Source organism: Micrococcus sp. SL257, from assembly GCF_026625585.1.
GTDB lineage: Bacteria > Actinomycetota > Actinomycetes > Actinomycetales > Micrococcaceae > Micrococcus > Micrococcus luteus.
The window spans coordinates 2233387-2246744 of record NZ_CP113053.1 but is presented as its reverse complement, the minus strand read 5'-3'; the positions used below and the strand labels follow the sequence as shown (position 1 = coordinate 2246744).

Genomic DNA, 13358 nt, shown 5'->3' with positions numbered 1-13358 from the left:
CTACGGGGCGGCGGGCAGCCGGGCGGCGAGCACCGCCCCGACGGCGGCCAGGCCCAGGAACACCGTCAGCGCCGGTGCAAGACCGACGGCGCCGGCCAGCGCCCCGACCGCCGGGCTGAGCCCAACCCCGGCCAGCCGCATGCACCAGCTCGTCACCGCCAGCCCGGTCTGCGGCCGGAGCCCGGGCGCCTCGTCGCCGAGCGCATAGGCCACGGGCACCACCACGGCGCAGCCGAGCCCCGCCAGGGCCAGCCCCGCGAACGCGGCAGGCACGGCCACCGGCTCGGGCAGCGGCGCCAGGGCCAGCCCCAGCCCCACGACGATGGCGCCCAGCCCCGCCGTCAGCGCCCCGCGGCGTCCCAGGGCGGTGAGGGTTCGGTCGCCCGCGAGGCGTCCGACGAACTGCGCGCCCAGCAGCGTCGACGCGCCGAGCACCGCCGCGGCCGGATCCAGGCCGCGCTCCGTGATCAGGAACAGGGTGGCCCACGCGTTGCCGAACTCCTCCACGCCGAACCCGGCCATCGCGATCACCACGGCGGGGACGAGCACGGCCACGGCGGCGCGGCGGGGGAGGGCTTGGGCGGCCGGGGCAGGCGGCGTGGACGTCTCCGACGGTGCGGGTGACTGATCCGCGGCGCCGCGGGCGGACGCCGAGTCCACGGGAGCCTCCGCCAGGAACAGGCGCCGGACCCCCAGCAGTACCGCGACGCACACGGCGCCGTTGAGCCCCAGGTGCAGGGCCGCGGGGCCGCCCACGGTGATGACCGCCGCACCGAGCCCGGCACCAGCGGCCGCTCCGAGGCTCCAGCCGGCGTGCATGGTCGTGAGCACGGGCCGGGCCAGCCGGGTCTACACCTGCAGGCCCTGCGCGTTCTGGGCGGTGTCCACGACGGCGTCGAGCACGCCCGAGGCCACGACGAGGCCCGCGAAGACCCACAGCAGCCAGGCCGCGGCCGTGCCCGCACCGTGCCCGGCCCCCGCGCCCGCCCCGGCGGCGTCGAGGACGAGACCGGCCGCCGTCGTGAGCAGGGCGATGGCCACGCTGCCGGCGAGCATGACGCGGCGGGCGCCGAACCGGCGCAGGATCGGGGCGGGCAGGGGCCCGGCGAGCGTGCCGTCCACGGCGAGCGCGATGACGAGCAGGCCGAACGCGGCCGGGTCCAGGCCGAACGCGGCCTTGGCCTCCGGGTAGTGCGGGATGAGCGCGCCGAGCAGGGCGCCGTTCGTCGCGAAGGCGGCGGTGACGGCCCAGCGCGCGCGACGGGCTCGGGTGAACCCGTCGGCGGCCGGAACGTGCGGCGGGGCCTCGCTCATGCATCCCAGCCGAGCAGGCGCCAGACCTCCGCCCAGCCGGCGAAGATCTTCGCGTTGTACTCGACCCCGAGCTGGTTGGGGTTGGCGAACAGGACCCAGTCGGCGGCGGCGACGGCGTCGTCGGCGGCGAGCTTCTCCGCGACCTCCTCGGCGGACCCGGCATAGGTCGGGCCGGAGCGGGCGGCGCCGCCCTCGAGCATGCCGGAGGAGTCGCGCGAGGCCCGCTCCCGGCCGAAGTACAGCTCGTCCTCCCGGTCCTGGATGACGAACGCGGAGCGCGTGACCGCCGTGCGGCCCGGACCGGCGTGGCCGGCCGCGGCGAAGGCCTCCCGGTAGCGCGCGATCTGGTCGGCCTGCTGGACGTGGAAGGGGCGGCCGTCGTCCTGCAGGAGCAGGGTGGAGGAGAGCATGTTGTAGCCGTCCGTGGCGGCGCCGGCCACCGAGCCCACGGAGCCGGACCCCCACCAGATGCGGTCCGCGAGCCCGGGGGAGTGCGGCTCGATCCGCAGCGGCTGCGAGCTGTGCGCCCAGCCGGAGGTGAGGTCCGGCGTCGCGATGCCCTCGCCGCGCACGGCCGAGAGGAACCGGCGTCCGCGCTCTCGGGTCACGTCGGCCCAGGTCTGCCCCTCGTCGAGGGCGTAGCCGAACTGCGCCTGGCCGTCGAGGGCGGCCTCGGGTGAGCCGCGGGAGACGCCGAGCTCGAGCCGGCCGCCGGAGATGAGGTCCGTGGTGGCCGCGGCCTCGGCCATGTACAGGGGGTTCTCATACCGCAGGTCGATCACGCCGGTGCCGAGGCTGATCCGCTCGGTGCGGGCGGCCATCGCGGCGAGGATCGGGAACGGCGAGGAGAACATCCGCTGGAAGTGGTGGACGCGCAGCCAGGCGCCGTCGAGCCCGGCGTCCTCGGCGGCCACGGCCATGGCGACGACGTCGTCGAGGGCCTGCCGCGCGTCCGGTTCGGCGCCGGGACGGTGGATCCAGTGGCCGAAGTTGAGGAAGCCGAGGTGCTTGCGGGTCATGCCGGGTGCAACCGCGGGGCGGGCGGGGCTGTTCCCGGTGCTCGTCTGACCGCCGGCCGGCGACATCACCTGCGGGCAGACCCGCGGAGATGTCGCTGCGGAGCGGTCGATCGTCGCGGCGTCCGCCATACTGGCGGGCATGAGTGAGCAGTGGAGCGAGAAGGACATCGAGCTGGCGAACCGGCTCTTCGACATGGCGCGTGACGGGGACACGGCCCAGCTGAAGGCGTACCTGGACGCCGGGGTGAGCACGCGCCTGCGCAACCACGCGGGCGACTCCTTCCTCACGCTCGCCGCCTATCACGAGCACCCGGACACGGTGGCGATGCTGATCGAGGCCGGCGCCGAGATCGAGCACGCCAACGATCGCGGCCAGCGCGCCCTGACCTGCGCCACGTTCAAACGGGATGTCGCCTCGATGCGGCATCTGCTCGCGGCCGGTGCGGACCCGGACGCGGGCACCCCCTCGGCGCGTCAGACCGCTCAGATGTTCGCCGGTGCTGACCTGCTGGCGGTGCTCGACGGCGGGGACGCGGCGCCGGCGTCGGAGGCCTGACCCGCCGGGAGGACGGTCTGCCCGTCCCGGCGGGGTGCCTCTGCGATCGCCTCCCAGCGGGCCTCGTCGTGGGGCACGGTGACGCGGGTGCCGGGCGGAATGGAAGAATGGGGTCCGACATGACTTCTTCCCACACCCTCCCCGCCGCGGCGGCGGTCGACGGCGCCCCCGACGTCGTCGACCCCCACGCAGCGCACTACGCCAAGTCCGCCGGTGCGGGCCGCCGCATCACCGACGACGATCAGCTCCACGAGGCCCGCCACCCCGCCCCGACGACGGACCGCCTGGCCCTGCCCCCGCTGCGGCTGGGGCCGCTGACCATCGACGTCCCCGTGGTGCTCGCCCCGATGGCCGGCATCACCAACACGGCGTTCCGCCGCCTGTGCCGCGAGTACGGTGGCGGCCTCTACGTCAACGAGATGGTCACGGCCCGCGCGCTGGTCGAGCGGAAGCCCGAGTCGATGCGGATCATCCAGCACGACCCGGACGAGGTGCCCCGCTCCGTGCAGCTCTACTCCGTGGACCCGGTCACCACCGGCGCGGCGGTGCGGATGCTGGTCGAGGAGGACCGCTGCGACCACATCGACATGAACTTCGGCTGCCCCGTGCCCAAGGTGACCCGCCGCGGCGGCGGCTCGGCCCTGCCGTGGAAGTCGGAGCTGTTCGCCTCGATCGTGAAGGCCGCCGTCACCGAGGCGGCCAAGAAGGACATCCCGGTGACCGTGAAGATGCGTCGCGGCATCGACGAGGACCACCTGACCTTCCTCGACGCCGGCCGCACGGCCCGCGACCTCGGCGTCGCCGCCGTCGCCCTCCACGGCCGCACCACCCGCCAGTTCTACTCGGGGACCGCCGTGTGGGACGACATCGCCCGGCTGCGCGAGGCCCTGCCGGACATCCCCGTGCTCGGCAACGGCGACATCTGGTCCGCGGAGGACGCCATCGCGATGGTCGAGCGCACGGGCGTGGACGGCGTCGTGATCGGCCGCGGCTGCCAGGGAAGGCCCTGGCTGTTCGGGGATCTGCAGGCCGCGTTCGAGGGCCGCCAGGACCGGTTCCACCCGACCCTGGGCATGGTCGCGGACACGCTGTACCGCCACGCCGAGCTGCTCGTGGACACCTTCGGCGGCGACGAGCTCAAGGCGCTACGGGACATCCGCAAGCACGTGGCCTGGTACTTCAAGGGCTACCCCGTGGGCTCGGAGATCCGCACCGCCCTGGCGACCGTCCCGGACCTGGCCACGCTGCGCGAGATCCTCGCCCGCGTGGACCGGGACCAGCCCTACCCGGGCGAGGCCGCCGAGGGCCCGCGCGGCCGGGCCGGCGCCCCCAAGCGCCCGCACCTGCCGGACGGCTGGCTCGACTCCCGCGAGCTCAATGCCGAGCAGCAGGCCATGATCGCGGCCGCCGAGCTGGACGTCTCCGGTGGCTGAGCCCACGACGCCGGAGCCCGCCGCCGGAGTGCCCGCCGCGCCGTCGTCGCCCTGGACCGGCGCCGCCCACCAGCCGGTGCTGTTCGGCCCCGAGGGCCGGCCCCCGTATGCCGGCCGCGCCGTGCAGACCCCCGGCTACACGCCGTGGGACCGGGAGCGGTGGCTGCCCGAGCCGCCCAAGTCCTCGTACCGCTCGGACTTCGAGCGGGATCGTGCCCGCGTGCTGCACTCCGCGGGCCTGCGCCGGCTGGGGGCCAAGACCCAGGTGGTCGCCCCGGACGCGGACGACTTCGCCCGCACCCGCCTGACGCACTCGCTCGAGGTGGCGCAGGTGGGGCGTGAGCTCGGCCGGTCGCTGGGCTGCGACCCCGACCTCGTGGACACCGCCTGCCTGTCCCACGACCTCGGCCACCCGCCCTTCGGGCACAACGGGGAGAAGGCGCTCGACGCGCTCAGCGAGGACGTCGGCGGCTTCGAGGGCAACGCCCAGACCCTGCGCCTGCTGGCCCGCCTCGAGCAGAAGAAGCTCTTCGCGGACGGCTCCTCCGCGGGCCTGAACCTCACGCGCGCCGCCCTCGACGCCGCATGCAAGTACCCGTGGACCCGTGAGGACGCCCCGCTGCGCCCCGACGGCACGCGTTCGCGCAAGTTCGGCGTCTACGAGGACGACCTGCCCGTGTTCCGCTGGTTCCGCGCCGGGGTGTCCGGCACGCGCACGTCCATGGAGGCCCAGGTCATGGACCTCGCGGACGACATCTCCTACTCCGTGCACGACGTCGAGGACGGCGTGGTCAACGCCGTGTTCCAGCTCAAGTGGCTGGCCATCCCGGAGCATCGGCAGCGCGTCGTGGAGACCACCCGCCAGTGGTACCTGCCGCACACGGACCCGGCCGAGGTCGACGCGGCCCTGGCCCGCCTCGAGGCCACCGACGTGTGGGTCTCCGAGATGGACGGCTCCCGGCGGGCACTCGCGGCGATGAAGGACATGACGAGCCAGCTGATCGGCCGGTTCTGCAGCGCCGCCTTCGACGCCACGCGCCAGGTGTTCGGCAACGAGCCGCTCACCCGCCACGGCGCCGACGTCGTGGTGCCCGAGGAGACGGAGACCGAGATCGCCGTGATGAAGGGCATCGCGGCGGCCTACGTGATGACCGCCGAGCAGCGCCAGCCGCTCTACGCGCGGCAGCGCGAGGTGCTCGCGGAGCTCGTGGCGCTGCTCGACGCGACGGGGGACCGGTACCTCGAGCCGATGTTCACGTTCGACTGGGCGCAGGCCCCCGACGACGCCGCCCGGCGGCGCGTGGTGATCGACCAGATCGCCTCGCTCACCGATTCGACCGCCGTCGAGTGGCATCACACGCTGGTGCAGGGCGCGGAGTTCCGGCGCGTCTGGCTCTGACCGGCGGGTCCAGCAGCGCGGGAAGCACCGCGCCGGCGGGACCCCGCAGGACGTGCGTGGCCGCGCCGCTCAGCTCGGTCTCCACCGGGTTGACCTCGACGACGGCGGCCCCGGCCCCCAGCGCCACGAACGGCAGGGACGCCGCCGGCTGGACGATGCCCGAGGTGCCGACGACGACGCACAGGTCGCAGTCCTCGAGCGCGGCGAACGCGCGGTCCCAGGGCTCGGCCGGCAGCATCTCCCCGAACCACACGATCCCCGGGCGGATCAGCCCGTCCCCGCACACGGTGCAGGCCGGCGGTGCCTCGTGGAGCATCGCCTCGAGGTCGGCCTCGGAGCCGGCCGTCGCCTCGTCCGCGGGCGCGCCCGGGTCGACGTCGGCGGGGGCCCCGCAGTCGGCGCAGCGGTGCTCGAACAGGGAGCCGTGCAGGTGCGCGAGGACCCGGGCGCCGGCGCGCTCGTGCAGATCGTCCACGTTCTGGGTGACCACCTCCAGGCCGGGCGTGCGCCGCTGCCAGGCGGCGACGGCGTCGTGCCCGGGATTCGGCCGACGGGCCCGCACCATCCGGGCCCGCCACCGGTACCAGGACCACACGAGCGCGGGATCCGCGAGGAACGCCTCCTCCGTGGCGAGCTCCTCCGCGGAGAACCGCTCCCACAGGCCGGTCTGGGCGTCGCGGAACGTGGGGATGCCGGACTCGGCGCTCATCCCCGCCCCGGAGAGCACCACGGGACGCTCGGCGGCGGCCACGAGCGCGCGGACGGCGTCCAGCGCGTCAGGGTCGAGGTCGGGGGCGGAGGCGGCGAGGACGGGGTGCGGATCGGCCATGTCCCCAGCCTAGGCAGGCGGCACGGGTGGGCGCCCCCCTCGTTTGGGGGCGGTTTGCGGCGTTATTCCGTCGGAATACCGCCGAATATCGCCCCCGGACCACGGTGTGGGGTCAGGCGACGTCGGGCGCCGTCGTCGGCAGGCCGGTGCCGGCGGCGCGGGCGAGGGCCCGGCGCAGGCCGCGGGCCTTGAGGAGGACCTCGTCGTGCTCGGCGGCCGGGTCCGAGTCCGCGACGATCGCCCCGCCGGCCCCCACGGACCAGCGGCCCCCGGCGAGCACGGCTGTGCGGATCACGACGGACAACGACGTCGTCCCGTCCGCGCTCAGCATCCCCAGCGTCCCGGAGTAGACCCCGCGCGGGGACGCCTCCCACGCGGCCAGCAGCTCGACGCTGCGTCGCTTCGGCGCGCCCGTCATCGACCCGCCGGGGAACAGCGACCGCACCACGTCCACGGGCTCGACGCCGGCCCGTGCCGTGCCCGTGACGGTGGAGACGAGCTGGTGGACGCTCGCGTAGCTCTCCACCGCCATGAGGGAGGGCACCTGCACGGAGCCGGGCTCGCACACCCGGGAGAGGTCGTTGCGCAGCAGGTCCACGATCATGAGGTTCTCGGCGCGCGTCTTGGGGTCGGCGGCGAGCGCGTGGGCGGCCTCGGCGTCCGCGACCGGGTCCGGCAGGCGGGCGGCGGTGCCCTTGATCGGCTTGGTGCTGTACCGCCCGTCCCGACCGGAGAGGAATCGCTCGGGGGAGGCCGAGACCACGGCCCACCGGCGGGCGCCCGTGCCGTGCTCCAGCAGCGCCGCGTACGGGGCCGGCTGGTGCGCGGCGAGCTCGTGGAACAGGACCAGCGGGTCCACGCGAAGCCCGGGATCGGCGTCGAAGCGGGTGGTCAGGCACAGCTCGTAGGAGTCGCCGGCATGCAGCGCGGCGCGGCAGCGGGCGATCTGCTCGGCGTACGCCGCCCAGTCCTCGCGCCACGTGCCCGGCGCCTCCTCATCGGCCCGGGGTTCCGGGCCGGCGTCCTCCGGGGGCGGCACGACGGCGTCACCCGCCGCCGTCTCGAGATCGCGGCGGGCCGCGGCGAGGGCACGGCGCACGTCCGCCGCCCAGCGGTCGGCCCCGGCCTCGGCGGCGGTCGGGTCGAGGGAGACGACGCAGCAGTGCAGCACCCCGGCCGCGTGGTCGGCCACGGCGTAGCGGGAGGGGCGCACCCAGAACTGCGCGGGCAGGGCTGCGGGGTCCTCGGGTCGGGGTGAGGGCGGGGACACCCCCAGATCCGCCAGGCCGAGTTCGTAGCCGAGCCAGCCGACCAGGCCGCCGCGCAGGGGCAGTCCCTCGCCGCCGACCACCGGCCGGGGTGCGGCCGCGGCCGCGAGGTCCGCCCACGCGCGGTCCGGATCGGCGGGGTCGTCGTGCCGGACCAGGCGCGGGCCGGGGGAGGGCACGCGACCCTGCTCCTCGCCGAGCACGTCCAGGCCGTCGCCCGCCACGGACCAGCGCGCCTCGGCCGGGTCCGGCAGGGCCGAGTCCAGCCAGAACGACGCCGCCCCGCGCACCACCGCGTGCGCGTACACCGCGGCCACGGCGGTCGCCGCCGTGTGTCCGGCCGCCGCGAGCGCCGCGGCGTCGAGCGTGCGCACGGCCACGTGCAACGGGGTGGCAGCGGCCTCGGACGGTGCGGGGGCGGTGGGCATGGCCCCCAGCGTAGGGGTCAGCCCCCGCCCGGATCGCTCCGTACGCTGGCGGCATGCCGTCCTCCCCGCCCCGCCGCGCCCTGGTCGCCGCGCTGCTCGTGGGCGTGCTCCTCGTGCTGCTGGCCCCGTGCGTGGACTACGTCATCGCGTTCACCGCGCTCGCGGGCGGGGCGGCCGAGCGGCTGCTGGCGGCGGCTCCACTGCTCATGCTCGTCCAGCTGGTCGTGCTGCCCGTCCTGCCCGTGCTGCCCGTGCTGCTGCGCGTCGTCGCCGGCGAGGCGGCGGTGGCCGTGGTCGACGCCGGGCCGTTCGTCCGTGCCCTGGTCTTGCTGATCCTGGCGCCGCTCGCGCTCGCGGCGCTGCTCCAGTGGGGTGCGGTGCGCGGCCGCGGTGGGGTGCGGGTTCACGGCGGCGATGGTCCCGCTCATGGTCGTCACGCTGTTCACGGTGGTCGCCTCGCAGATCCGCGGGGCGGGGGAGCGGTTGCCCGCACTGGCCGCCGTCGTGCCCCTGTTCGCGGCGTTCGCCGCCGTGATGGTGGCCCTCGGCGTGGTGGCTGCGCGGTGGGCGCGTCTCGACGTGCCCGCAGGACGGGCGCTCGTGTTCTCGGGCGTGACGCGGAACTCCCTGGTCGTGCTGCCGCTGGCGTTGGCCCTGCCGGCGAGCCTGGACCCGGCCCCGCTCGTGGTGGTGACGCAGACGCTCGTGGAGCTCGGGGCGATGGTGAGCCTCGTCCGGCTGGTGCCCCGGCTGCTGCCGCTGCACGGGCAGTCCGCGGGGGCGGGCGCGGGTCGAACCGTGACCTGACCGCCCAGAATGTTGCCTTACCGTGACCGGAATCACGGTCGCGCGTCGCTATGGTGGGCGACATGAGCCTCTCGTTCGTGTCCTCGGCGCGCCGCCGTCACGGTGGCCTGGCTTCGGCCGCGCTGTTCCATCCGCTGGTCGAGGCGGCCACCGGCGCGTTGCCCGTGATCGACCCCGCGACCGGACGCCCCATGTCCGAGGCAGCGGGCGCGGCGCGGACCGAAGCGCCCCGCGCGGCGGGGACCGGTCCTGCACAGGCCGCAGCGGATGCCGAGCCGTCCACGGAGGCCGGTTCCGCTCGGGGCTGACCGCCCCGCCCCGTCCCTAGAATGGTCCGCATGGCTGGACTGATCGTGCGCAAGGACATCGACCTCGTCCGCGAGCGCACGGATCTGAAGGCCGTCGTGGAGGAGTTCGTCACCCTGCGCCCGGCGGGCGTGGGCTCATTCAAGGGGCTGTGCCCGTTCCACGACGAGCGGACGCCGTCGTTCCACGTGCGCCCCGGCGTGGGCACCTACCACTGCTTTGGCTGCGGCGCGCACGGGGACGTCATCAGCTTCCTGATGGAACTCGAGCACACCACCTTCACGGAGACCGTGGAGCGACTGGCGTCCCGCGTGGGGGTGGAGCTGCACTACGAGGACGGCGGCACCGGCCCGGACAAGGCGGAGACGGGGCGCCGTCGTCGCCTGTTCGAGGCGAACAAGGTGGCGGACGAGTTCTTCCGTCGTGCCCTCGGCTCGCCCGAGGCGCAGGCCGCCCGCGACTTCCTCACCCAGCGGGGATTCACACAGGAGCACGCGGCGCAGTTCGGCCTCGGATACGCCCCGCAGGGGTGGTCGCATCTGCTGGACCACCTCCGGCAGAAGGGGTTCCGGGACGAGGAGCTGCGCGCCTCCGGGCTGGTGTCCGAGGGACAGCGCGGCCTGTACGACCGGTTCCGCGGTCGCCTGCTCTGGCCCATCCGGGACATGACCGGCGCGACCATCGGCTTCGGCGCGCGCAAGCTGTACGACGACGACCCCGGGCCCAAGTACCTCAACACCCCCGAGACGCCGCTCTACAAGAAGTCGCAGGTGCTCTACGGGATCGACCTGGCCAAGCGGACCATCGCCAAGGAGCGTCAGCTGGTGCTCGTCGAGGGCTACACGGACGTGATGGCGGCCCACCTGGCCGGCGTCGGGACGGCGGTGGCCACGTGCGGCACCGCGTTCGGCGCGGACCACATCAAGGTGGCCCGCCGCCTGATCTCCGACGACGGCACGGGCGGCGAGGTGATCTTCACCTTCGACGGCGACGAGGCCGGGCAGAAGGCCGCGCTCAAGGCGTTCGACGAGGACCACCGCTTCCTCGCCAAGACGTTCGTGGCCGTGGAGCCCAGCGGCATGGACCCGTGCGATCTGCGCATGCAGAAGGGCGACGAGGCGGTGCGCGCGCTCATCGCCTCGCGGCGGCCGCTCTTCGAGTTCGCGATCCGGGCCGGGCTCAAGGACTACGACCTCGACACCGTGGAGGGCCGCGCCGGCGCCCTGCGCCATGCCGCTCCGATCGTGGCGGGCATCAAGGACGCCGTCCTGCGTCCCGGTTACGAGCGGGAGCTGGCCGGCTGGCTCGGCCTCGACCCGAACGCCGTGCACCGCGCCGTGGCCGCGGCCGGGCGCGCGCCGCGGCGGGGGCCCGAGCCCGAGGCGCGGCCGGCCCCGGCGGACGACGGGCAGGCGATCGGGCCCACGGGCCGCCACGGGGAGGCTGCCGCCCCGGCGCCGCGGATCGTGGTGCCGGTGGATCCGCGCGACCCCGTCGCCCGCCGCGAGCGGGAGTCCCTCGAGGTGGTGCTGCAGCATCCGACCCTGCTCTCCGCGGAGCAGTGGACCGCGCTGTACGCCGCCCGCTTCACGGTCCCGCAGTACGCCGCCGTCCACCAGGGCGTGAAGATGGCCGGGTCGGCGGGGGCGACGCCGCAGCGCTGGGTCGACGCCGTGCGGGACGCCGTGCCCCAGGAGGTGGCCGGCGTCGTGTCCGAGCTGGCCGTCCGCGACCTGCCCGCCCGCACTCCCGAGGATGTGGACCGGTACTGCCGGGACATCATGAACCGCCTGTTCGCCCTGCAGATCGTGCACCGCAAGGAGGAGCTGCTCGGGCGACTGCAGCGGCTCGGCCCCGAGGGCGACCCCGCCGAGTTCACCCGCCTCAACAGCGAGCTCATGGAACTGGAGGCGCGCCGCCGGGCCCTCCGCGCCGACGACTGACCCCCACCCGTTTTCGTTCGGGAAACGGCGGCTCCAGGCGCGTTGTCGTTCGGGAAACGGCGGCCCGTCGGCCGCGCGGCGTCAGCGCTCGTCGACCGTGAGCACCTCACCGGACGTGGCGTCGATCTCGACCTCGGGGCCGTCCGCGCCGTCTTCGCGGTCGAACTCGACCTCCCACTGGAGGGTGCCGTTGTCGTCGTCCAGGTCCATCTCGTCCAGGGTCACCCCGTCACGGCCCTCCCGGGCGGTGTCGAGGGCTTGCTTGGCGGTGACCTCGGCCTCCTTCGCCTTCTGGACGTCCTCGGAATCCGACTCGCGGTCGGTCTCGGTGATGTCGCCGTCGGCGGTGACGTCCAGCTCCTTCACCTCCTCGCCCACCACGACGTCGACCTCCCAGGTCGTGTCATCGTCGTTGGCATCCACCGCGACGATGATGCCGTCGGCGTACTTCTCCAGGACCGCGTCGATCACCGCGTAGGCGGGCTCGTCGGCCTGGCCGGTGGCCGAGCCGCTGCCGGCCGCGGCGGCCGTCGACGAGGCCGAAGCGGAGGAGGCTGATGACGACGCCGAGCCCGACGCGTCGTCCGTGGTGGGGGTGCTCGCCACCGCCGAGGAGGCGTCGACCCCCGGCGAGGCGGAGCCGTCGTCGCCGTTGTCGGAGGTGGTGCCGCAGGCCGCGAGGGCGAGCGCGGCCAGCACGCCCGTGCCGGTCAGGGCGGTCTTGCGCGTGAGGGTCGTGATGGTCATGGACACGTCTCTCCTTCGGGTCCGTTCCTGATGGTTCTGGGAATGTCCTCGCACCATAGGCCCGCCGGAGCCGTGCCTGGCAAGGGCCCGGTCCCCGGGCGTGGGCAGGACGACGACGGCGCCCCGCGGCCGGGTGGCGCGCAGGCAGGGGCTCTGGTAGAGTTCCATCCGTTGTCCGAACGGCTCCGGCGGTTCGCGGCACATTCCCCCGTAGCTCAACGGCAGAGCATTCGACTGTTAATCGAAGGGTTGTTGGTTCGAATCCAACCGGGGGAGCCGAGCAGAGGCCCCTGCACCGACCATGTCGGTGTGGGGGCTTCTTCGTGCCTGGAGGATGACCGGGCCGAGCAGTTCCGCGAGCGTGATGTCGAAGACCTCCGCGATGGTGGCCAGCTCCTCCAACGTAAAGGCCACCCGCGCGCGGAGCCGGTGTGAGATGCCGCTCTGTGAGACGCCGAGCGCCGCTGCTAGGTCTGCCTGGCGTTTGCCGGAGCGGGCGAGCCAAGCACGCACCTCTGCGGCGACCATCGAATTGAAATCCGAGCCGCTCTCCTCGTTCGAGTTCGTCATGGGCAAGACCCTATGGCTCAGGCGAACGGCGCACAAGGTCAGAGAAAAAAAGTTGCGATGACCGCAAGGCAAGGGCTGGGCATATATGCGCACAGCGCATACAGTGTGGGCCATGAGCAATCACACCCGTTGCGTCAGGTCGAACCTGGCAGCCGAAATCAGTAGACGAGACCTAACCCAGGCCCGCGCAGCGGCACTGGCCGGCCTCACCCCGGACGGTCTTTCCAAGCGGATGTCCGGGCAGGTCGAATTCCGCCTAGGCGAGCTGCTGGAGCTCGCCCGTGTCCTGGGCGTGCCGTTCGCGACGTTGGTAGCCGGCATCGATGCTGCAGATGAACAGCTGGCCGAGGCATGAACGGCTATTCACTTCAGCTGGCCTACACCCCAGAGGCGGCGCGAGAAGTCACAGACCAGATCAAGACCGGCCTGGAGTCCGTGTACCACCTGATCCGGTCTGCGTATCGGGGGCGGGCTTGGGAAGTTCTGGGGTACCGGAGCTGGGACGAGTACGTGACTCGCGAGTTCGGCAACTTGCATCTTCGGCCACCGCTGGAAAAGCGACAGGACATCGTGCTGTCCCTCCGTGAGGTGGGGATGAGTACTCGGGCGATCGCATCCGCGACACAGATCAGTGAGGCCACGGTGCGGCGGGAGCTTAAGCACGCAGGTGCGTCAAATGACGCACCTGGACGTGCACCGGCCTCCGTCGTCGGGGTCGACGGGAAGACCTACGAGGCCA

The 13358-nt window shown here is 73.9% G+C and carries 13 protein-coding genes, 1 tRNA gene and 1 pseudogene; 8 read left to right on the top strand and 7 right to left on the bottom strand.

Features of this window, described 5'->3' with window-relative positions; all coding sequences use genetic code 11:
• From OVA32_RS10420 to OVA32_RS10410, 3 genes are read right to left on the bottom strand one after another with little or no spacing between them, the layout of a single operon-like run.
• Positions 1 to 831 carry an MFS transporter gene (locus OVA32_RS10420; RefSeq protein WP_267714354.1) on the bottom strand — a complete coding sequence of 277 codons (831 nt, stop codon included), beginning with the start codon at positions 829 to 831 and terminating at the stop codon, positions 1 to 3.
• Between the two features lie 18 nt (positions 832 to 849).
• A complete protein-coding gene (locus tag OVA32_RS10415; protein WP_230594470.1) occupies positions 850 to 1314 on the bottom strand; it encodes a hypothetical protein in 465 nt (154 codons plus the stop codon).
• Complete coding sequence (locus tag OVA32_RS10410) at positions 1311 to 2333, bottom strand: LLM class flavin-dependent oxidoreductase (protein WP_020628395.1); 1023 nt, start codon at positions 2331 to 2333, stop codon at positions 1311 to 1313. Before OVA32_RS10410 ends, OVA32_RS10415 begins: the two co-directional genes overlap by 4 nt.
• A gap of 139 nt (positions 2334 to 2472) precedes the next feature.
• On the opposite strand from OVA32_RS10410, the gene OVA32_RS10405 reads away from it, so the two are divergent.
• The 3 genes from OVA32_RS10405 (at position 2473) to OVA32_RS10395 (ending at position 5721) form a co-directional block, all read left to right on the top strand.
• A complete protein-coding gene (locus OVA32_RS10405; RefSeq protein WP_002856236.1) occupies positions 2473 to 2889 on the top strand; it encodes an ankyrin repeat domain-containing protein in 417 nt (138 codons plus the stop codon).
• Positions 2890 to 3008: 119 nt separating this feature from the next.
• Positions 3009 to 4322 (top strand): tRNA dihydrouridine synthase DusB, encoded by a 1314-nt coding sequence (gene dusB / locus OVA32_RS10400; RefSeq protein ID WP_230594468.1) that lies wholly within the window; start codon positions 3009 to 3011, stop codon positions 4320 to 4322.
• The gene (locus tag OVA32_RS10395) at positions 4315 to 5721 is read left to right on the top strand and encodes a deoxyguanosinetriphosphate triphosphohydrolase (RefSeq protein WP_420709530.1); all 1407 of its coding nucleotides are present in this window, start codon (positions 4315 to 4317) and stop codon (positions 5719 to 5721) included. The genes dusB and OVA32_RS10395 overlap by 8 nt, the downstream gene beginning before the upstream one ends.
• Here OVA32_RS10395 and OVA32_RS10390 read toward each other — a convergent pair.
• Together OVA32_RS10390 and OVA32_RS10385 are read right to left on the bottom strand one after the other, a co-directional pair.
• On the bottom strand, positions 5648 to 6550 hold the full coding sequence (locus OVA32_RS10390) for an SIR2 family NAD-dependent protein deacylase (RefSeq protein WP_210079211.1): 903 nt from the start codon (positions 6548 to 6550) through the stop codon (positions 5648 to 5650). The genes OVA32_RS10395 and OVA32_RS10390 overlap by 74 nt on opposite strands.
• Positions 6551 to 6662: 112 nt before the next feature.
• Positions 6663 to 8246 carry an anthranilate synthase component I family protein gene (locus tag OVA32_RS10385; RefSeq protein ID WP_210079212.1) on the bottom strand — a complete coding sequence of 528 codons (1584 nt, stop codon included), beginning with the start codon at positions 8244 to 8246 and terminating at the stop codon, positions 6663 to 6665.
• Positions 8247 to 8335: 89 nt separating this feature from the next.
• Between OVA32_RS10385 and OVA32_RS10380 the strand changes: the two are divergent.
• From OVA32_RS10380 to dnaG, 3 genes and pseudogenes are all read left to right on the top strand, one after another.
• A pseudogene (locus tag OVA32_RS10380) lies at positions 8336 to 9053 on the top strand (arsenic resistance protein); the annotation flags it as partial.
• 62 nt (positions 9054 to 9115) lie between these two features.
• Positions 9116 to 9361: a hypothetical protein gene (locus tag OVA32_RS10375; RefSeq protein ID WP_036318097.1), complete on the top strand. Its 246-nt coding sequence runs from the start codon at positions 9116 to 9118 to the stop codon at positions 9359 to 9361.
• Positions 9362 to 9391: 30 nt separating this feature from the next.
• The gene (dnaG, locus tag OVA32_RS10370) at positions 9392 to 11302 is read left to right on the top strand and encodes a DNA primase (protein WP_036318091.1); all 1911 of its coding nucleotides are present in this window, start codon (positions 9392 to 9394) and stop codon (positions 11300 to 11302) included.
• Between the two features lie 81 nt (positions 11303 to 11383).
• On the opposite strand, the gene OVA32_RS10365 is transcribed toward dnaG, so the two are convergent.
• Complete coding sequence (locus OVA32_RS10365; RefSeq protein WP_267714345.1) at positions 11384 to 12049, bottom strand: PepSY domain-containing protein; 666 nt, start codon at positions 12047 to 12049, stop codon at positions 11384 to 11386.
• A 204-nt stretch (positions 12050 to 12253) separates the two neighbouring features.
• Between OVA32_RS10365 and OVA32_RS10360 the strand changes: the two genes are divergently transcribed.
• Positions 12254 to 12325, top strand: a tRNA-Asn gene (locus tag OVA32_RS10360).
• On the opposite strand, the gene OVA32_RS11710 is transcribed toward OVA32_RS10360, so the two are convergent.
• Positions 12287 to 12577, bottom strand: coding sequence for a helix-turn-helix domain-containing protein (locus OVA32_RS11710; protein ID WP_369441070.1), 291 nt, complete (start codon positions 12575 to 12577; stop codon positions 12287 to 12289). The genes OVA32_RS10360 and OVA32_RS11710 overlap by 39 nt on opposite strands.
• 154 nt (positions 12578 to 12731) lie before the next feature.
• Here OVA32_RS11710 and OVA32_RS10355 point away from each other — a divergent pair, with 154 nt between their 5' ends.
• The gene (locus OVA32_RS10355) at positions 12732 to 12974 is read left to right on the top strand and encodes a helix-turn-helix domain-containing protein (RefSeq protein WP_078025801.1); all 243 of its coding nucleotides are present in this window, start codon (positions 12732 to 12734) and stop codon (positions 12972 to 12974) included.
• Positions 12975 to 13358 lie beyond the last annotated feature (384 nt).